Genomic DNA, 18,622 nt, shown 5'->3' on the forward strand with positions numbered 1-18,622 from the left:
ATGCGCCAGCACCCGTTGGGAATTTATGAAAAAGCGTTGCCGAAACACCTGACCTGGCCCGAGCGGCTGGCGCTGGCCAAAGCCTGCGGTTTCGATTTTGTCGAGATGTCGGTGGATGAAAGCGACGAGCGGCTGGCACGTCTGAGTTGGAGCAAGGAGCAGCGGCTGTCGCTGGTCAGCGCCATGCTGGAAACCGGTATCACTATCCCGTCAATGTGCCTGTCGGGCCATCGCCGTTTCCCGTTCGGCAGCCATGATGATGCGCTGCGCCGGCGCGCCTTCGAGGTGATGGAACAGGCCATTCAGTTGGCGAAAGACGTCGGTATCCGCACCATTCAGCTCGCCGGGTATGACGTCTATTACGAACAGCAGGACGACAGCACTCTGGCGCGCTTTACCGAGGGCATGCAATGGGCGGTCGAGCGTGCCGCCGCTGCCCAGGTGATGCTGGCGGTGGAAATCATGGATACCGCCTTTATGAACTCCATCAGCAAATGGAAGGCCTGGGACGCTTGTCTGGCATCGCCGTGGTTCACGGTGTATCCGGACGTCGGCAACCTCAGTGCCTGGGGCAACGATGTGGCGCAGGAGCTGGCGTTGGGCATTGACCGCATTGCCGCCATCCACCTGAAGGACACCTATCCGGTCACCGAAAGTTCGCCGGGGCAGTTCCGCGACGTGCCCTTTGGCGAAGGTTGCGTGGATTTTGTCGCCGTGTTCCGCACGCTGAAACAGCTTAATTACCGCGGCGCTTTCCTGATCGAAATGTGGACCGAAAAAGCCGAGGAGCCGGTGGCCGAGATTGTTCAGGCACGCCGCTGGATCGAACAGAAAATGCAACAAGGGGGAATGACATGCTAACTCTGCCGCAGCTTAAACAACAGGTGCTGGAAGCCAACCTCGACCTGCCCCGACACAATCTGGTGACCTTCACCTGGGGCAATGTCAGCGCGGTGGACCGCGAACGCGGGCTGGTGGTGATCAAGCCTTCCGGCGTGGAATACGAGCATATGGCAACCGAGGATATGGTGGTGGTGGATCTCGCCAGCGGTCGCACCCTCGAGGGAAGCAAGAAGCCGTCTTCAGATACCGCCACCCACCTGGCGCTGTACCGTGAATTCGCCGATATCGGCGGTATCGTACACACCCATTCGCGCCACGCCACCATCTGGGCGCAGGCCGGGCTGGACATTCCCGCCTGGGGCACCACCCACGCCGACTACTTCTACGGCGCCATCCCCTGCACCCGGCTGATGACCGAGCAAGAAATTGAACATGACTATGAGCTGGAGACCGGCAAGGTGATTATCGACACCTTCCGCCGGCGCGGCATCAGCCCCAACGCCATTCCGGCGGTGCTGGTGAATGCACATGGCCCGTTCGCCTGGGGCAAGGATCCGCACAACGCGGTGCACAATGCGGTGGTGCTGGAAGAAATTGCCTATATGGGGATTTTTTCACGCCAGCTGACGCCGGGTATCGGCAGCATGCAGCAAGAGTTGCTGGATAAACACTATCTGCGCAAGCACGGCAAGAACGCCTATTATGGGCAATAAGTCGGGTTAGCCCGCCCTTGCAGGCAAACCGCCACCGTAGTAGCCAGACGCCGAGAGGCGTCTGGTGAAAACAGCCATTAATATCGCGACATAATCTGCGTGACAGCTTGCCACCCGCCGCTCCGTCAGACGAATAGCCGGATTCGCCAGTCGGTTTAAAATTCGTTATCATCCGCTCCCACTCTTCGTCCGGGTAGCCTGATGTCCAAGATTATCGATACCTTTATTGCCCCGCCGTGCCATGACAAGATCGAAAATCTCTATCAGGACGAGAGTCTGGTACTGATCAATAAACCCGCCGGACTGCTCAGCCTCTCGGGGAAAAATCCGCAAAATCTGGATTCGGTGCATCATCGGCTGGTACAGGTATTCCCCGGTTGCACCCTGGTCCACCGCCTGGATTTCGGTACTTCCGGGCTGATGGTGATTGCCCGCAATAAGGCTATCAATGCCGCCCTCTGCCAACAGTTCAGCCAGCGAACAGTGACCAAAGTGTACAGCGCACTGCTTTGCGGGCATCTGGACGACGACGAAGGGGTGATAGACGCCACGATTGCCAAAGACCCGGCGCTGTTCCCGCTGATGTCGATTTGCGCAACCCACGGCAAGCCTGCTCGCTCCAGCTATCGGGTCGTTGAGCGCTTTTATCGTGAGTTGGAAGGCGGGACGTTACTGCCAGTGACGCGGGTGCAGCTAATCCCGGAAACCGGGCGCACTCATCAACTCCGCATCCACTGTCAGCTGTTGGGCCACCCTATTTTGGGCTGTGACCTGTATGGCGGTCGCCTGCTGCCGGGTACCGAGCGGATCCCGCGGCTGATGCTGCATGCCAGTGAACTGCATTTTGTTCACCCTATTGGCAAAGAACAGATCAAAGCCCGTCATGCCAGCCCGTTCTGAAAGCGAAAGTCGCTATAACGATGCCGCCGCGAAGGAACCCGATATAGGCAAACGGTAATTACCACATCAAATCATCGGGCACTTTAAAATCGGCATACGGATCTTCTTCATCTTGCTCTTCCTGACTAAGCGCACTATTCAATACAATGCTGTTCGCATCTCGCTGCGCAATTTTATCGGCTACGCTCGCAGGGATGATTGCATATTGGCTCTCAGCGCTGTTATCCGCAACCAAACGAGCAATGGCGAGGCGGCCACTAATCAGCTGAGCTTGGGTTAGCTTATCCACAAATACTTTTTTTATTACATTATTATCTGTGAAGTTAAAACCAATATCGCCTTTTGCAATGTCGATCCTGTTCATTTCAATGAGCTGCTTCACCTGAGCTTTATACTCTTTAGATAAAGCGGCTTGTTTTTGTTGTTCGCTTAGCTGTTTATCACGCTCAAGTTGTGCTTTTTTATTTTCTTCCACCGCCTCTCTTGCCTCACGCGCCTGCACCCGTGATTTTTTAGCGGTTTTTTGGACTTTGGCCATTTTTTTGCTGGTCACTAGTCCCGCTTTCAGCATCTGCTCTTGCAAGGTGAGTTTTGTCATTTTCGTTTCTGAACCCGTTGAATAATTTGTGGGATTATACCTGTAATTTTCGAGGCTGTACCAGAGGCTGGCGTGGCCTGCTGATGCTCCGCGCCTGGTGTCGGTATCGGTGGGCTCAGCCGCCCTCCTCCCGCTCTACCGGCTCAGCTTGTACCGCCAGGTACCCGCGTCTGGATCTGCGTTGCCAAACTGACAAAACGAAAAGCCGAGGCTGCCTCTCAGGGAGATAACCTCGGCCAGCAATAAAAAAAGGGGCCTGGGCCCCTTCTCGCTTATTCCGCTTTAGCGGCGGCTTGTTCAGTGCGATAGAGATGAACGTCCATCTGCGGGAACGGAATGCCGATGTTGTTGGCATCCAGCGCGCGCTTGAAGTTTTCCATCAGATCGAAGTACACGTTCCAGTACTCCGCGTTGGTGGTCCAGGAACGGGTCACGAAGTTCAGCGAAGAGGGCGCCATTTCGTTCAGACGCACGGTCACGCCCTTGGCATGCATAACGCGTTTGTCGGCCGCAATCACATCGCCCAGCACCTTTTTCACCACGTCGATGTCGGCGTTATAGGCCACGCCCACCACGATATCCACACGACGATTCGGCTCGCGGGAGTAGTTGATGATGTTGCCGGCAATGATTTTGCCGTTCGGCACCACGATGGTTTTGTTGTCTGCGGTACGCAGAGTGGTGGAAAAGATTTGCACCTGATCGACAGTGCCGGCCACGCCGCCCAGATCAACATACTCGCCCACGCGCAGCGGGCGGAAGATCACCAGCAGTACGCCGGCGGCAAAGTTGGACAGCGAGCCCTGCAGCGCCAGACCCACGGCCAAACCGGCGGCACCCAGTACGGCGATCACCGAAGTGGTCTGCACGCCAATGCGCCCCAGCACCGCAATAAAGGTAAACGCCAACACGCCATAACGCACGATCGCAGACAGGAAATCCGCTACCGTGGCGTCAATGCCGCGCAGCTTCATCACGCGGTTTAATGCGTTGCCGATCACTCGGGCAATAATCGAACCGATAATCAGGATAACGATGGCGGCGACGATGTTAACCGCGTACTGGATCAGCAGATCCTGGTTCTTCACCAGCCAGTTACCGGCGCCGTTGATGCCATCCACTACATTCAAATCTTTCATTCGTGTCGTCCTAACTTTGTCCCTAATGGGATAAACTCGCAAAAATATACTGACATCAATCGCCAGTTGGAAACCACCGTCTTAGGTTAACCAACATTCGTCCAGCATCCAACCGTAAGCGCTAAAAATAACCGAAACAACGGCGTGTTTGCAGCCATATCCTCTATGCTAAACAAAGCGCTATCCCCATTAAGTTAATCAGGAACCCCATCCGTTATGTACATTCCTTCGTCGATTAAACACTACTGGCAGGTTCGGCCGAGGCTGCTGCTTTCGGTGGGGGCCGGCATTCTGTGCTACCTGCTGCTGCCGGCTCAGCTTTCTGAACTGCAACGCCTGATGATCGGCTGGAACGTGCTGGCCTGGCTCTACCTGCTGTTTCTCTGGCGCCTGATGCTGGTGAGCACGCCACAGCACATCCGCCAGATCGCCCGCTTGCAGGATGAGAGCGCCAGTATGGTGTTGGCGCTGGTCAGCATCGGTTGCCTGGTGAGCATTCTGTCTATCATGTTTGAATTGGGCACGGCCAAACAGGTCAGTGATTCGCTGAAAACGCTGCATCTGACGCTGACCGGTGCCACGTTGGTGGTGTCCTGGCTGCTGCTACCGACCGCCTTCACCATGCATTACGCCCACCAGTTTTACCGTAAGGGCGCGCAGCAAGACCCGCTGCCGCTGGTGTTTCCCGGCAATCTTGTCGAACCGACCTATCTGGACTTCGCCTACTTCTCCTTCACCATCGCGGTGGCGTCGCAAACCGCCGACGTGGCGGTCGGCGCGGCGGAAGTACGCAAAATCACCCTGCTGCAATCGGTCATCTCTTTCGTGTTCAATATGGTGATCCTGGGGCTGTCGATTAACGTCGGTGCCGGCCTGTTGAGCTAAAAACGAAAAAGGCTCCCCGAGGGGAGCCTTTATGGCAAAACAGCTAATCGAGATTACAGAACGTCTACTGCGTTCAGATCTTTGAAAGCCTGTTCCAGACGAGTAATCATCGAAGTCTGGGCTGCACGCAGCCATACGCGCGGATCGTAGTATTTCTTGTTCGGCTGGTCGGCGCCTTTCGGGTTGCCCAACTGGCCCTGCAGGTAAGCTTCGTTCGCTTTGTAGTACTGCAGGATACCGTCCCAGGTTGCCCATTGGGTGTCGGTATCGATGTTCATTTTGATCACGCCGTAGCCTACGGACTCTTTGATCTCTGCGTCGGTAGAACCGGAACCGCCGTGGAACACGAAGTTCAGGCTGTTGTGCGGCAGGTTGAATTTCTTGGACACGTAGTCCTGAGAATCGCGCAGGATGGTCGGAGTCAGTTTAACGTTGCCTGGCTTGTACACGCCGTGAACGTTACCGAAGGACGCCGCGATGGTGAAGCGTGGGCTGATGGCGTTCAGTTTTTCGTACGCGTAAGCCACGTCTTCCGGTTGGGTGTACAGAGCAGATGCGTCCATATGGCTGTTGTCCACGCCATCTTCTTCACCGCCGGTGCAGCCCAGTTCGATTTCCAGAGTCATACCCAGCTTCGCCATGCGAGTCAGGTACTTGCTGCAAATCTCGATGTTTTCTTCCAGAGACTCTTCGGACAGGTCGATCATGTGAGAAGAGAACAGTGGTTTGCCGGTAGCGGCGAAGTGCTTCTCGCCGGCGTCCAGCAGGCCGTCCAGCCATGGCAGCAGTTTCTTCGCACAGTGGTCGGTGTGCAGAATAACCGGCACGCCGTAATGCTCAGCCAACTGGTGAACATGATGTGCACCAGAAATCGCGCCCAGAATCGCTGCGCCCTGCGGAACGTCAGTCTTCACGCCTTTGCCGGCGATAAACGCGGCACCGCCGTTGGAGAACTGAACGATAACCGGAGCACGTACCTTCGCGGCTGTTTCCAGCACGGCGTTGATGGAGTCGGTACCCACGCAGTTCACTGCTGGCAGCGCAAAGTTGTTCTCTTTAGCTACTGCGAATACTTTCTGAACGTCATCACCAGTGATGACACCCGGTTTTACGAAATCAAAAATTTTAGACATGTTACTTTGTCCTGTTTCGTCGGCCGTAGATGGATGTAAATCGATTTTTTCATGCCGCGCCGCCTTGGCCGCGCGGTATAAAACAAACGGGCGGCTTTCGCCTCCCGTTGTTTGAATTACTGCTTAGCACGCTCTTCCAGCATCACTACCGCCGGCAATGATTTACCTTCCACGAACTCCAGGAAGGCGCCGCCGCCGGTTGAGATGTAGGAAATCTTGTCAGCAATACCGAACATGTCGATTGCAGCCAGAGTGTCGCCACCGCCTGCGATAGAGAAAGCTTCGCTGTCTGCGATAGCGTTCGCGACAATTTCGGTGCCCCGACGGAAGTTAGGGAACTCGAAGACGCCAACCGGGCCATTCCACAGAATGGTTTTGGCGTTTTTCAACAGCGCTGCCATTGCATAGGCAGTTTCGTCGCCGAAGTCCATAATCTCTTCGTTATCAGCGATGTCTGAAACGCTTTTCACCGTTGCCGCGGCGGTTTCAGAGAACTCTGTGCCCACGCGTGAATCGGTTGGAACTGGAATGCCGTACTGATCGCGCAGATCTTTTGCCGCAGCAACGAAGTCTGGCTCGTACAGTGATTTGCCCACGTTGTTTTCGATAGCAACGAAGGTGTTTGCGATGCCGCCGCCGACAATCACGGTATCCGCGATTTTCACCAGTGATTGCAGAACGTCGAACTTGGTAGACACTTTAGAGCCGCCAACGATAGCGACCATTGGGCGAGCCGGGTTACCCAGCGCTTTGCCCAGGGCTTCCAGCTCTGCAGACAGCAGCGGGCCTGCACAGGCAACAGGAGCAAACTTGCCCACGCCGTGAGTCGAAGCCTGCGCGCGGTGCGCGGTGCCGAAAGCGTCCATCACGTATACGTCGCACAGCGCCGCGTACTTCTTGGACAGGGTTTCGTCGTCTTTCTTCTCGCCCTTGTTGAAACGGACGTTTTCCAGCACGACCAACTCACCTTCTGCAACGTCAACGCCTTCCAGGTAGTCTTTGGCCAGACGTACCGGGTTTTTCAGGTGTTCTTTCAGGTAGTTTACAACCGGCAGCAGGGAGAATTCTTCGTTGTATTCGCCTTCGACAGGACGCCCCAGGTGGGACGTTACCATCACGCGAGCACCTTGTTTCAGCGCAGCTTCAATCGTCGGCAGGGAGGCACGGATACGTGCATCGGAAGTCACTTTACCGTCTTTCACTGGAACGTTCAGATCGGAGCGGATCAGAACGCGTTTACCTGCCAGATCCAGATCGGACATGTTAATTACAGACATGGTGAACCCTCTTGGTTAAATCTCTATAAAGTTGCCTGAGCGACGCACCGGCAAACTGCCGATGCCGCCGTACTAGAAACCGCTGGCGGCCATTGCCCGTGTTGTATCCAACATCCGATTGGCAAAGCCCCATTCATTATCGCACCAGACCAAGGTCTTGATCAGGTGCTGCCCGCTGACCCGGGTCTGCGTACCGTCGACGATAGCGCTATGCGGGTCGTGGTTAAAATCAATCGAGACCAATGGCAGTTCCGTGTAATCGACTATACCACGAAAAGATCCCTGTGCGGCCTTTTGCAACAGCTGGTTGACCTCTGTCACTTTTACCGCCGAACTGACGCTGACGCTGAGATCGATGGCCGTCACGTTGATGGTCGGCACGCGCACGGAAATCGCTTCGAAACGATCGCAAAACTGCGGAAAAATGCGGGTAATGCCGGCGGCCAGCTTGGTGTCGACCGGAATAATCGACTGGCTCGCCGCGCGGGTGCGCCGCAAATCCTGATGATAGGCGTCTATCACCGGCTGATCGTTCATCGACGAGTGAATGGTGGTCACGGTGCCCGATTCGATGCTAAAGGCATCGTCCAGCAGCTTGATCACCGGAATAATGCAGTTGGTGGTGCATGACGCATTGGACACGATACGGTGTTCCGCCAGCAGCGTCTGATGATTGACGCCAAACACGATGGTGGCGTCCAGATCGTTGCCGCCCGGGTGGGCGAACAGAACCTTCTTCGCACCTGCCGCCAGATGGGCCTCGCCATCTGCCCGGCTGCCGAACACGCCGCTGCAATCCAGCACCACGTCGACGCCCAGCTCGCTCCAGGGAAGCAGCTCTACCGCCGGCTGATGCAGCAAACGGATAGTGTCGTCCCCGACGGTCAGCATGTCGCATTCCTGGCGTACGTCCCAGGCAAAGCGCCCATGGCTGGAGTCGTATTTCAACAGGTGGGCCATCCCCTCGGCGTTCGCCAGTTCGTTGATCGCCACCACGGAAATTTCCGCTCTACGTCCCGATTCATACAGTGCGCGTAAAACGCTGCGGCCAATGCGGCCAAAGCCGTTTATCGCTATGCGGATGGTCATGCTGCTCCTGAAAAAGGGCCTTCTTCCGCCGGGCGCGTTCACCGGCATCGAGAGGGCACTGGCTGGTTATCTGACTAACCTGCATAGAGTAGTGTATCGCACCGCCTGCTGTGAATCGCCGCGTAACATTATTCCTTTCTGCCGGCGGATCTTCACCGGCGTCACTCGGGCATTTCTGCGAGATACTGCTACAACTGAAACGCTTCAGCCGAGCATAAACCAAAGTTTTGCCAAAAGGAACAGGTGCAGCAAGCCGGTGGGCAACGCGAGAGGGTTTTGCGAGAATAAGATGATCTAGCGCACACTTTTGACTTAAGACGGCACCAAAGCCTGACGATGAAGCGCTCACCTTTTAGCCAGCAGGCCGCCCCCCCCATTGCAGGGTGCGGCCATGCCGATATTATTCTTTCGGGAAAATCCACAGGTGCTCTGCCGGCAACGATAACCTGCACAGCGCCTGCTCGCGAACCTCGCTGCCATAGGCACGCACCACAAAATCCTCGGCCACCGTGCGGAACAGATATTCCCAACGATCGCCAAGATACATGCTGGTCAGCAGAGGCAGCTCAAGTTGATTGCCCTGCGGATCGTCCCCCAGATGCACGCGTTCGACACGGATCACCGCCGTCCCCTCTGCGCCGGCTTTTACCCCCGCGCCTGCCATGCCCCACAGCGCCCAGTCTTTGCCTTCGATGCGTGCTTTACCGTCACTCACCTCCGTGACCTTGCCGTACAGGCGATTATTGCTGCCCATAAACTCGGCGGTAAACAGGGTCGAAGGTGAACCGTACATTTCCTGCGGTGTACCTTGCTGTTCGATTTTCCCGTTGTTGAGCAGCAAAATACGGTCGGAAATCGCCATCGCCTCATTCTGATCGTGGGTCACCATCAACGCCGACAGGCCAAGCTTGATAATCAACTCGCGCAAAAACACCCTCGCCTCTTCACGCAGCTTGGCATCCAGGTTAGACAAGGGCTCATCCAGCAGGATCACCGGCGGGTTGTACACCAGCGCCCGGCCAATCGCCACGCGCTGTTGCTGGCCGCCGGAAAGTTGGTGCGGATGGCGCTTGCCCAACGCCCCCAGCCCAAGCTGATCGAGCACGCCCTGCACCCGCTGGCTAATTTCCGCCGAGGCGACTTTGCGTAATTTCAGCGGATAGGCAACGTTCTCAAACACGGTTTTATGCGGCCATAACGCGTAAGACTGGAACACCAGCCCAAGGTTGCGCTCTTCGGCCGGGATCTCACTGCGCGAAGCGCCATCGTATACGGTATTGCTGCCGATGATAATGCGACCCTGCGTCGGCTTTTCCAGCCCGGCGACCGCACGCAGCAACGTGGTTTTCCCACTGCCCGACGGGCCCAGCAGCGAAACCACTTCACCCCGTTTCAACTGCATCGAAACGCCTTTCAGCACCGGGTTGTCGCCGTAGGTCAAATGCAGATTATCTACCGAAAGTTCAATCATGTAATTTCACTCCAAAGCGCAGGGCGATACCCAGACCCAACACCACCAACAGGATGTTGATAAAGGAGAGCGCCGCAACGATATCAATGGCGCCCGCCGCCCACAGCGAAACCAGCATCGATCCTATGGTTTCCGTGCCCGGAGAAAGCAGATACACCCCGGTGGAATACTCGCGTTCAAAAATCAGGAACATCAACAGCCACGAACCAATCAGGCCGTAACGCGACAGCGGAATGGTGACGTGTCGGGTGATCTGGCCACGGGTCGCCCCGGCGCTGCGCGCCGCTTCTTCCAGTTCGGGGCCAACCTGCAACAACGTGGAGGAAATCAGCCGCAGACCGTAGGCCATCCATACCACGGTATAGGCCAGCCAAACGCTGAAGATGGTGCTGCGCAAGGAACGCAACCAGACGATCAGGTTCTCCCGCAACCACTCGGCCACCGGCAGCGCCGACAGCCAGCCCTCTTTCAGCGATTTATCCAGCCACATCGGCAGGAACAGGAATACCCACAGGAAAGCCAGACCGGCCAGCAGGCCCGGCACCGCTCGCGGCACCAGCACGCTGTAGTCGAGGAAACGGGTCGCGCCGTCGGGCTTGCGGTGCATGGCGATGCCGATAAACAGGTAGCAAGCCACCGCCAGCGCGCCACCGAATACCCCAATCGCCATTGAGTTGACAATCGCCCGCAGCAGGTTGGGTTGCTGCCAGATAGTGCGGAAAGTATTGAGCGACAGTTCGTCCCAGATGGAAACGCCCACGCCCCAGTTGGAGATAAAGGCACGCAATACCACCCCCACCAGCGGTACGCCGATGGTGACTGTCAGCCAGAACACCACCACGGCACCGGCGACCCAGCGCCATTTACCCAGCGGCAACGCGCGGGCCTGCGAAGCCTTGCCTTTGACGGTAACGAAACGGTTGGCGGTGCGCATCAGACGGCGCTGCAACATCACCAACGGAATGGTGATGCAGATCAGCACCACCGCCACCGCCGCCATCAAATGGTAAGACGGCGTACCCAGCTTATTGGTCAGTTGATATAGGTAGGTCGCCAGCACCAGGTTACCTTCCGGGTCGCCCAGCACCAGCATCAGGCCGAACACTTCCAGCCCCAGGAAGAACAGCAGCACACCAGCATAGAGAATGGACGGCCGCACCATCGGCAAGCTGACGGCGGTCATCACCTGCAAGGGCGAGGCCCCCGCCGTGCGCGCCGCTTCTTCCACGTCGGAGCCTACGCTGCGCAGCGCCGAAGAAATGTAAAGATAGGCGTGGGGCACATGCGTCAGCCCGGCGATGACCACGATGCTGGACATCGAGTAGATATTCCACGGCACGAAGCCCAGCAGCGCCTCCGCCCACAGAGAGAAAAAACCCACCGGCCCGGCGGCCACCACGTAGCCAAACCCCAGCACCATCGGGGAGACAAAGATCGGCACCAGGATCAGCGGCTCAATGAAGCGGCGGCCGGGCAAATCGGTTCTGACCATCAAAAAGGCCAGAATACCCCCCAACGGAATGGCGATCACCACCAGCCCGAAAGCCAGAATAAAGCCGCTTTTCAGCGCTTTGTAAAAGTCGGGGTCGGTAAAAATAAACTGAAACGCCTCAAGGCTGAACACCTTGGACGGAGAGAAAAAGGGGGCAGAGAGGAAACTTTGAATCACGATAAACGACAGCGGCACATAGATAACCAATGCGGTTATCAACACCACCAAGCCGCGTGGCAGGCTTTGCCACTTTCTACGCCATGCTTCCATAAAATATCCCAATGGTTGTAAACGACGACGACCAAAGGGCGCGCGCCGACGTGGCAGACGCGCGTCCGGATCCGGTTATTATTTTGCCGCGGCGGTACGCCATTGCTTGATATAATCCAGGCGTTTGGCCGGCTGCAGATACTCCAACAGGCTCTCATCCACCGGGATAGGTTTCAGCGCGTTGCCGAGCATTTTAGTCATGCCTTCAATGTCGTTCTTGCCTTCGATGTCATTGCGGATGGAAGGAATGTCCGCCTGATTGGCAAGTATGCTTTGGCCTTTTTCCGACAGCACGTAGTTAAGCCACAGTTTCGCTGCGTTAGCGTTGGTCGCCTCTTTGCTGATAAAGGACACGCGCGACAGCACCAGCGTGTAATCCTTCGGATAAGAAATACCGAGCGAAGGGTCGGTTTTGGCGCGCGCCTCGGCATAAGAACCCAGAATGTTGAAACCGATCAGGTTCTCACCGGATGACACCCTTTCCATCATGGTGCCGGTGGAGGACTGTACCGCCAGGCCGCCTTTGGCTACGTCAGCCAGGGTAGCGAAATAGTGCGGATCGGCCTTGGAGTCCTGTACCGACAACATGAAACCCAGCCCTGACTTTTCGATGTCATAGGTGGTGACTTTCTTTTTGAACTTGTCGGTCTGGCTGGCGATCAGTTTTGCCAGTGCGGCGTGCGAGTCCGGTACGTCACCCTGCGGGATCAGCCGTTTGTTATAGATGAATACCACCGGCTCATAGGTGGTGCCGTAGGCCTTCTCTTTCCAGACCGCCCATTTCGGCAATTGGCCCTGTTCCGGCGAGGCGTACTCCTGAGCGTAGTCGGTCGCCAGTTTCAGCGCGGTGTCCATCGACGAGCTCCAAACCACGTCGCCGCTGGTGCCGCCCGCCGCCTGTTCGCTGATGTAGCGGTTGTATAATTCGGTGCTGTTCATGTCGTTGTATTCGACTTTCACGCCCGGATACAGTGCTTCGAACCCCTGAATCAGCGGGCCGGCAGCTTTGGTGTCGGTGGTGGAATACACCACAACCTTGCCTTCTTTCTTCGCGCCATCGACTATCTTCTGATAGTCAGCCGGATAGCCTGCCGGGAAGTCGGCATAGGCAGGCGCTGCCCCCAGTACCGCGATCGCAACCACAGACGCACTGATTCTTGTCAACATGATCAACTCCTGGTTACATTTAAGAAACTAAAAATTAACATATAGTTAATCCTCGTTCTTAAGCAACGCCGTTGATTTTTTATCTTCGCGTTTTGTGAAGTTAGGCGTTTTTTTGGGCAATAAAAAGCCCGAACACAGTACGATGCCGGGCATCCAAAGGTGAAAACATTTAAAAGTTGTCGGTCAATTTTTATATAAATTGGCGTAATAACTCAATTTACGACTGAAGTTATCGATAAAGAAAAGATAATTGTCAGCGCAGCCCAAAGGATATCCTGCGCCTTATCAAGGCCAGTTCACCACCTATACTTTATTAGTAATAATAAACCTGGAATATTAATCTGCTACATCCATATCAGGAATAAATGAACCGATATTATAGGCTTCGAGTTTTGGCATTTTATTCACGCCATGCTCAAAATCAAAAATAGTAATTGTTCCTGGCGTTGCCGGCAACAATTGTTCTGGCGGTAGATTCAAAAAAACCTTACAGGCAGCGCGAATAACGCCACTATGAACAACGGCCAAAATATCACTATCTTCTTCATTCACCCAGAAACTCAGTGCCGAACCTATACGCAAGCAAAAATCAGCCCAGCTTTCTCCTCTTGGCGGCGTATAGCCTCCAGAGCGCCAATTTCTATATTTCTCTGGTGCATACTTAATCAGTTCAGGTTTTCGTAACCCCGTCCACTCCCCCATATTGATTTCTCTTAATTTACTGTCGGGAATAGCATCTGGATAACCCACGATTGCTGCAGTTTGTAGTGTTCTTCCCAAGTCAGATGAGACAACACGCCGGGGTGCCAGTAAACGAACAAATTCTTTTATGGATTCAGTCTGTTTAACCCCATTCGTAGATAGGCATGAGTTCGCGTGTCCCTGAAGGCGTGAATCCATGTTCCACAATGTCTCTCCGTGTCTGAGTAAAATAAGTCGCATAGTATTATTCCTTTGTAAAACTCATCACAGTCCGTATCCAAGAATCCGGAGCCAGGTAAAAATAGCCAGTGATATCAATGATGCGCAAATAAAACAGGTGATTAAACCGTACTTCATTTGATCGAGTACACTGAAGAAACCGGTAGAAAAATAAATTGTATTTACTTTCGAGTGAGGTGGCAGCGTAATAGTATATGTGAGTGTAAATGAGGCTGCGAGGGCAAGCGTTACCGGATCCATTCCCAGTGTTTTTGCCAATGCAATTATAGAAGGTATTAATATCGTGGTTCTGACTGTCTTACTGGTGAAGATTAAATGGCTATACATGCACATAAACACGACAACAATATAGACAAGATATGAACTCATGTTTTCAATGCCAAGCCCATAGACCAACTTTCCGATTAACCACTCTGCTCCACCAGTAGACTCCAGTGTATTCCCTGCAGCATAAGCGCCTGCGGCAAATATCATCAAATCCCATTTAATATTAGCTTCAGCCCAACTTAACAAACCTATTCTGGGCATCAAACAGAGAATAGCAGCAATCACTGCTGTCATATAAACACTTATTTGAAAACCCAACATTTCCTGATGATAGCTTTCCGTCGCCCAAAGGACGACTGCCATCATAAAAATGTACATGGCCTTTTTTTCATTTTTTGTTAATTGACCCAGCTCTGCTCTTTCTGCTTTAAGTTTCTCTAGTGCTCCAGAAAAATCAACTTCATCTTTAAATGAATAGAGTTTTAATCCAATTAAAAATGAAAGCGTCATTCCAACAATCGCAATGGGGAAAGAGGCAATAAGCCAATCCATATAACCGATCGAACCACCTGCCTGAGAATTAATAAAGCCAACCGCAATGATATTTGCAGCAGTCCCCGTCATAACGCCGGAAGTAGCAATGGCATCGGCCTGTACTCCTTGAAGCATCATCACTTTGCCAAAATTGCTTTTTCCTGGTGTGGCCTTGTAAATCTCCAGCAAGATCATACAAATTGGCACCATCAACGTAGCGCGAGCCGTTGTTGAAGGGACAAAGAAAACCAAGCAGAAGTTGATAATGATAAGCACAAAGAGTGCTTTTTTGGGGGTTTGGCCAAACCTTGTAATCATCCATAAAGCAAAACGGCGGGCAATATTTGATTTAATCATCGCAGATGTGAGCACAAACGCAGAAACCATCAACCAAATAACGTCATAGCCGAGTGTAGCGAAGACGACCTTCTCTTTTGCAACCGTGCCTGTTAAGGGAAGCAAAACGATGACAATCATTGATGTCAGATAAATAGGCAAAGACCCACACACCCATAATGTCAAGGCAGCGCAAAATATGGCAATCGCCTTTTGCCCCTCCACACTGAGCCCTTGAGGTGTCTGGATATTCATTATAACCAGTAGGATAAATAACGAAGCAGGGATCCCAATGTTTTTTAATGTCAGTTTTTTTTCGGGCTTTCGTGTTGAAGATGGTGCTGGTTTAACAAGTATATCGTTTACCTGCCTGTCAGTCTTTTCCATAACCGAATCCTCTTGATCGTAGGGTAGAGGCGCTAAGTATAGGGTTGTTGAGGTATATTGAAAATTATATTAAAATATGGATATCATAAAATAATTTTATGGACTAGTATGAATTTAAATCAAATAGAAGCTTTTTTGGTATTGTCTGAATGCTTAAGCGTGACAGAAACGGCTCAACGTTTGTTTTGCACGCAACCTAGCATCAGCATAAAAATTCGCAAGCTTGAGGAGGATCTGAAAACGGTTCTTTTTGAGAGAGTAAATAATCGTTTATTCCTCACGCCTCAAGGAACGATATTCAAACAATATGCCATCCAGATTATGAATCTGATAAAAGCATCAAGGGAGCATGTTAAACAGTTTGATAACCCATTACATGGAACAATAAAATTTGGCGCAAGTAATTTTGCCGGTGTTTATTTGCTTCCAAAAATAATGGCGATATTTAAAAAAGAAGCACCAACAGTAAATCTTAGCATGGATATATCTACATCCAGTCAACTTATTCAAAAATTAGAATCTCAAGAACTTGAATTTTTAATTATGTCTGATCATATTTATATTGATGCGGAAAAATATAAACTGGATACATTTTTGACAGACCCACTGGTTGTTATTTGCTCACCTTCACATCGATTGGCAAAAATTGGCCATTGTCAGTTTTCAGACATCGAGTCGGAAACTTTTTTAATAAAACCAGAACACTCTGCAACACGAGACTTTATATTAAGTCGACTTAAAGATGAGCATAAAACACTGCGTAATGTTATGGAGATAAGTAGCCTGGAAGGCATTAAACAAGGTGTAATTCATGGGCTTGGTATCTCGATTGTCTCTAAACTTGCAGTTTTACAAGAAATTCGTGCTGGAGTTTTATGTGAGATAGGGTTAGTCGACATGACGTTCTCAAGAGGAATTCGTTATGTCCACCACAAAGATAAATACATTTCTCCAGCCACCAGGAACTTCTTGTCTGTATTAACCAAACAGTCAAACATGTAAGCATGCAAAAAACGGTAATCCCGAACGGCACAAAAACAAAAAAAGCACCGAAAGACTGAACATTCGGTGCTTTTTATATTATCTGAATTTCCGTTATTCACTCTATCACAAGAAGATTAAGTGAACGGCATTACGGTAATTTCAGGCCCTTCAGTGGGCTTGCGCGATGCCTCTTACTTCAGCAGCGCCTGCGCCTTGGCCACCACGTTGTCCACGGTGAAACCGAACTCTTTGAACAGCTGGTCTGCCGGGGCCGACTCGCCAAAGCTGGTCATGCCCACGATAGCGCCGTTCAGGCCCACATACTTGTACCAGTAATCCGCGATACCCGCTTCCACCGCCACGCGCGCCGTAACTGCCGCCGGCAGCACCGATTCACGGTAGGCCGCATCCTGCTTGTCGAACGCGTCGGTCGACGGCATCGACACCACGCGCACTTTCGTGCCCGCTGCGCTCAGCTTGTCTGCCGCTTCCACCGTGATGCCCACTTCCGAACCGGTCGCAATCAAAATCACTTCCGGCGTGCCCGCGCAGTCTTTCAGCACGTAGCCGCCGCGGTACACGTTCGCCAGTTGTTCGGCGGTGCGTGGCTGCTGGGTCAGGTTCTGGCGCGAAAAAATCAGCGTGGTCGGGCCGTCGTTGCGCTCGATGCCGTACTGCCAGGCAACCGCCGATTCCACCTGGTCACACGGGCGCCAGGTGCTCATGTTCGGGGTCACGCGCAGGCTGGCGATTTGCTCGACCGGCTGGTGCGTCGGGCCGTCTTCGCCCAGACCGATGGAGTCGTGGGTGTAAACGAACACATTGCGGATTTTCATCAGCGCCGCCATGCGCACCGCGTTACGGGCGTATTCCACGAACATCAGGAAGGTCGCGGAGTACGGCAGGAAACCGCCGTGCAGCGCGATGCCGTTGGTGATGGCGGTCATGCCGAACTCGCGCACGCCGTAGTGGATGTAGTTGCCCGCCAGGTCTTCATTGAGCGGTTTCGAGCCGGACCACATCGTCAGGTTGCTTGGCGCCAGGTCGGCCGAGCCGCCGAGGAATTCCGGCAGCACCTTGCCGAAGGCTTCCAGCGCGTTTTGCGACGCTTTGCGGCTGGCGATGTTGGCCGGGTTGGCCTGCAGCTGCTCGACGAATTTCTGCGCGTCGGCTTTCCAGTTGGCCGGCAGTTCGCCGTTCACGCGGCGTTTGAACTCGGCAGCCAGTTCCGGGAAGGCGTTGGCGTAGGCGGCAAACTTGTCGTTCCAGGCAGACTCTTTGGCCTGGCCGGCTTCTTTGGCATCCCACTGGGCATAGATGTCCTGCGGGATTTCAAAGGCGGCGTATTTCCAGCCCAGGGCTTCGCGGGTGGCGGCCACTTCGGCGGCGCCCAGCGCAGCGCCGTGCACGTCGTGGGTGCCGGCCTTGTTCGGGGAACCGAAACCAATCACGGTTTTGCACATCAGCAGGGACGGCTTGTCGGTGACCTTGCGGGCTTCTTCAATCGCCGCCTTGATGGCGTCCGGGTTGTGGCCGTCGACGTGACGCACCACGTGCCAGCCGTAGGCTTCGAAGCGCTCGGCGGTGTCGTCGGTGAACCAGCCTTCCACGTGACCGTCGATGGAGATGCCGTTGTCATCGTAGAACGCGGTCAGTTTGCCGAGCTTGAGGGTACCGGCCAGCGAACAGACTTCGTGGGAGATGCCTTCCATCATGCAGCCGTCACCCATAAAGGCGTAGGTGTGGTGGTCGACGATGTCATGGCCCGGGCGGTTGAACTGCGCGCCCAGGGTGCGTTCGGCAATGGCGAAACCGACGGCGTTGGCGATGCCCTGGCCCAGCGGGCCGGTGGTGGTTTCGACGCCCGGGGTGTAGCCGTACTCCGGGTGGCCCGGGGTTTTGGAATGCAGTTGGCGGAAGTTTTCCAGCTCGCTCATCGGCAGGTCGTAGCCGGTGAGGTGCAGCAGGCTGTAAATCAACATGGAGCCGTGGCCATTGGACAGCACGAAGCGGTCGCGGTCAGCCCAGTGCGGGTTGGTCGGGTTGTGGTTCATGTAGTCGCGCCACAGGACTTCGGCGATGTCCGCCATGCCCATAGGTGCGCCCGGGTGGCCGGAATTTGCTTTTTGTACGGCGTCCATGCTGAGTGCACGGATGGCGTTGGCGAGTTGCTTACGAGAGGACATTCATAACTC

16 protein-coding genes are annotated in these 18,622 nt (G+C 54.0%); 5 read left to right on the plus strand and 11 right to left on the minus strand.

Annotated features, from left to right (window positions below):
* From ACUTSW_RS12325 to ACUTSW_RS12335, 3 genes are all read left to right on the plus strand, one after another.
* A complete protein-coding gene (locus ACUTSW_RS12325) occupies positions 1-861 on the plus strand; it encodes an L-ribulose-5-phosphate 3-epimerase (RefSeq protein ID WP_445584539.1) in 861 nt (286 codons plus the stop codon).
* Positions 855-1,556, plus strand: coding sequence for an L-ribulose-5-phosphate 4-epimerase (gene araD, locus ACUTSW_RS12330; protein WP_445584540.1), 702 nt, complete (start codon positions 855-857; stop codon positions 1,554-1,556). Before ACUTSW_RS12325 ends, araD begins: the two co-directional genes overlap by 7 nt.
* A gap of 201 nt (positions 1,557-1,757) precedes the next feature.
* A complete protein-coding gene (locus tag ACUTSW_RS12335; protein WP_445584541.1) occupies positions 1,758-2,456 on the plus strand; it encodes an RluA family pseudouridine synthase in 699 nt (232 codons plus the stop codon).
* A gap of 58 nt (positions 2,457-2,514) precedes the next feature.
* Here the strand turns inward: ACUTSW_RS12335 and ACUTSW_RS12340 are convergent, their stop codons facing one another.
* Positions 2,515-3,054 carry a DUF2058 domain-containing protein gene (locus ACUTSW_RS12340; RefSeq protein WP_062868551.1) on the minus strand — a complete coding sequence of 180 codons (540 nt, stop codon included), beginning with the start codon at positions 3,052-3,054 and terminating at the stop codon, positions 2,515-2,517.
* Between the two features lie 272 nt (positions 3,055-3,326).
* Positions 3,327-4,193 (minus strand): small-conductance mechanosensitive channel MscS, encoded by an 867-nt coding sequence (gene mscS / locus ACUTSW_RS12345; protein ID WP_006327780.1) that lies wholly within the window; start codon positions 4,191-4,193, stop codon positions 3,327-3,329.
* 216 nt (positions 4,194-4,409) lie between these two features.
* Between mscS and ACUTSW_RS12350 the strand changes: the two genes are divergently transcribed.
* On the plus strand, positions 4,410-5,078 hold the full coding sequence (locus tag ACUTSW_RS12350) for a DUF1345 domain-containing protein (protein WP_445584542.1): 669 nt from the start codon (positions 4,410-4,412) through the stop codon (positions 5,076-5,078).
* Positions 5,079-5,131: 53 nt separating this feature from the next.
* Here ACUTSW_RS12350 and fbaA read toward each other — a convergent pair whose 3' ends face one another.
* The 8 genes from fbaA to ACUTSW_RS12390 form a co-directional block, all read right to left on the minus strand.
* Complete coding sequence (gene fbaA, locus ACUTSW_RS12355) at positions 5,132-6,211, minus strand: class II fructose-bisphosphate aldolase (RefSeq protein ID WP_004952575.1); 1,080 nt, start codon at positions 6,209-6,211, stop codon at positions 5,132-5,134.
* Between the two features lie 116 nt (positions 6,212-6,327).
* Positions 6,328-7,488 (minus strand): phosphoglycerate kinase, encoded by a 1,161-nt coding sequence (gene pgk, locus ACUTSW_RS12360; RefSeq protein ID WP_062868555.1) that lies wholly within the window; start codon positions 7,486-7,488, stop codon positions 6,328-6,330.
* A gap of 72 nt (positions 7,489-7,560) precedes the next feature.
* The gene (epd, locus tag ACUTSW_RS12365; protein WP_004952579.1) at positions 7,561-8,577 is read right to left on the minus strand and encodes an erythrose-4-phosphate dehydrogenase; all 1,017 of its coding nucleotides are present in this window, start codon (positions 8,575-8,577) and stop codon (positions 7,561-7,563) included.
* A gap of 400 nt (positions 8,578-8,977) precedes the next feature.
* Complete coding sequence (locus tag ACUTSW_RS12370) at positions 8,978-10,048, minus strand: ABC transporter ATP-binding protein (protein WP_063203172.1); 1,071 nt, start codon at positions 10,046-10,048, stop codon at positions 8,978-8,980.
* Positions 10,041-11,810 (minus strand): ABC transporter permease, encoded by a 1,770-nt coding sequence (locus ACUTSW_RS12375; RefSeq protein ID WP_020439713.1) that lies wholly within the window; start codon positions 11,808-11,810, stop codon positions 10,041-10,043. The genes ACUTSW_RS12370 and ACUTSW_RS12375 overlap by 8 nt, the downstream gene beginning before the upstream one ends.
* A gap of 78 nt (positions 11,811-11,888) precedes the next feature.
* Positions 11,889-12,977 (minus strand): ABC transporter substrate-binding protein, encoded by a 1,089-nt coding sequence (locus ACUTSW_RS12380; protein ID WP_006327792.1) that lies wholly within the window; start codon positions 12,975-12,977, stop codon positions 11,889-11,891.
* 336 nt (positions 12,978-13,313) lie between these two features.
* The gene (locus ACUTSW_RS12385) at positions 13,314-13,919 is read right to left on the minus strand and encodes a histidine phosphatase family protein (protein ID WP_445584543.1); all 606 of its coding nucleotides are present in this window, start codon (positions 13,917-13,919) and stop codon (positions 13,314-13,316) included.
* Between the two features lie 24 nt (positions 13,920-13,943).
* Complete coding sequence (locus tag ACUTSW_RS12390) at positions 13,944-15,443, minus strand: SLC13 family permease (RefSeq protein ID WP_445584544.1); 1,500 nt, start codon at positions 15,441-15,443, stop codon at positions 13,944-13,946.
* A gap of 108 nt (positions 15,444-15,551) precedes the next feature.
* Between ACUTSW_RS12390 and ACUTSW_RS12395 the strand changes: the two genes are divergently transcribed.
* Entirely contained in the window at positions 15,552-16,445 is an 894-nt protein-coding gene (locus ACUTSW_RS12395; protein ID WP_445584545.1) for a LysR family transcriptional regulator, read from the plus strand.
* A 173-nt stretch (positions 16,446-16,618) separates the two neighbouring features.
* Here ACUTSW_RS12395 and tkt read toward each other — a convergent pair whose 3' ends face one another.
* Complete coding sequence (gene tkt, locus ACUTSW_RS12400) at positions 16,619-18,613, minus strand: transketolase (protein WP_445584546.1); 1,995 nt, start codon at positions 18,611-18,613, stop codon at positions 16,619-16,621.
* Between the last annotated feature and the right edge of the window lie 9 nt (positions 18,614-18,622).

Source organism: Serratia sp. TSA_198.1, from assembly GCF_052686505.1.

Bases quoted from the DNA above. Each gene is read 5' to 3' on its own strand.
- fbaA (WP_004952575.1), bottom strand. From the start codon at position 6,211: ATGTCTAAAATTTTTGATTTCGTAAAACCGGGTGTCATCACTGGTGAT.
- ACUTSW_RS12350 (WP_445584542.1), top strand. From the start codon at position 4,410: ATGTACATTCCTTCGTCGATTAAACACTACTGGCAGGTTCGGCCGAGG.
- mscS (WP_006327780.1), bottom strand. From the start codon at position 4,193: ATGAAAGATTTGAATGTAGTGGATGGCATCAACGGCGCCGGTAACTGG.
- araD (WP_445584540.1), top strand. From the start codon at position 855: ATGCTAACTCTGCCGCAGCTTAAACAACAGGTGCTGGAAGCCAACCTC.
- ACUTSW_RS12325 (WP_445584539.1), top strand. From the start codon at position 1: ATGCGCCAGCACCCGTTGGGAATTTATGAAAAAGCGTTGCCGAAACAC.
- pgk (WP_062868555.1), bottom strand. From the start codon at position 7,488: ATGTCTGTAATTAACATGTCCGATCTGGATCTGGCAGGTAAACGCGTT.
- ACUTSW_RS12340 (WP_062868551.1), bottom strand. From the start codon at position 3,054: ATGACAAAACTCACCTTGCAAGAGCAGATGCTGAAAGCGGGACTAGTG.
- ACUTSW_RS12390 (WP_445584544.1), bottom strand. From the start codon at position 15,443: ATGGAAAAGACTGACAGGCAGGTAAACGATATACTTGTTAAACCAGCA.
- ACUTSW_RS12370 (WP_063203172.1), bottom strand. From the start codon at position 10,048: ATGATTGAACTTTCGGTAGATAATCTGCATTTGACCTACGGCGACAAC.
- ACUTSW_RS12335 (WP_445584541.1), top strand. From the start codon at position 1,758: ATGTCCAAGATTATCGATACCTTTATTGCCCCGCCGTGCCATGACAAG.
- ACUTSW_RS12380 (WP_006327792.1), bottom strand. From the start codon at position 12,977: ATGTTGACAAGAATCAGTGCGTCTGTGGTTGCGATCGCGGTACTGGGG.
- tkt (WP_445584546.1), bottom strand. From the start codon at position 18,613: ATGTCCTCTCGTAAGCAACTCGCCAACGCCATCCGTGCACTCAGCATG.
- ACUTSW_RS12395 (WP_445584545.1), top strand. From the start codon at position 15,552: ATGAATTTAAATCAAATAGAAGCTTTTTTGGTATTGTCTGAATGCTTA.
- ACUTSW_RS12385 (WP_445584543.1), bottom strand. From the start codon at position 13,919: ATGCGACTTATTTTACTCAGACACGGAGAGACATTGTGGAACATGGAT.
- epd (WP_004952579.1), bottom strand. From the start codon at position 8,577: ATGACCATCCGCATAGCGATAAACGGCTTTGGCCGCATTGGCCGCAGC.
- ACUTSW_RS12375 (WP_020439713.1), bottom strand. From the start codon at position 11,810: ATGGAAGCATGGCGTAGAAAGTGGCAAAGCCTGCCACGCGGCTTGGTG.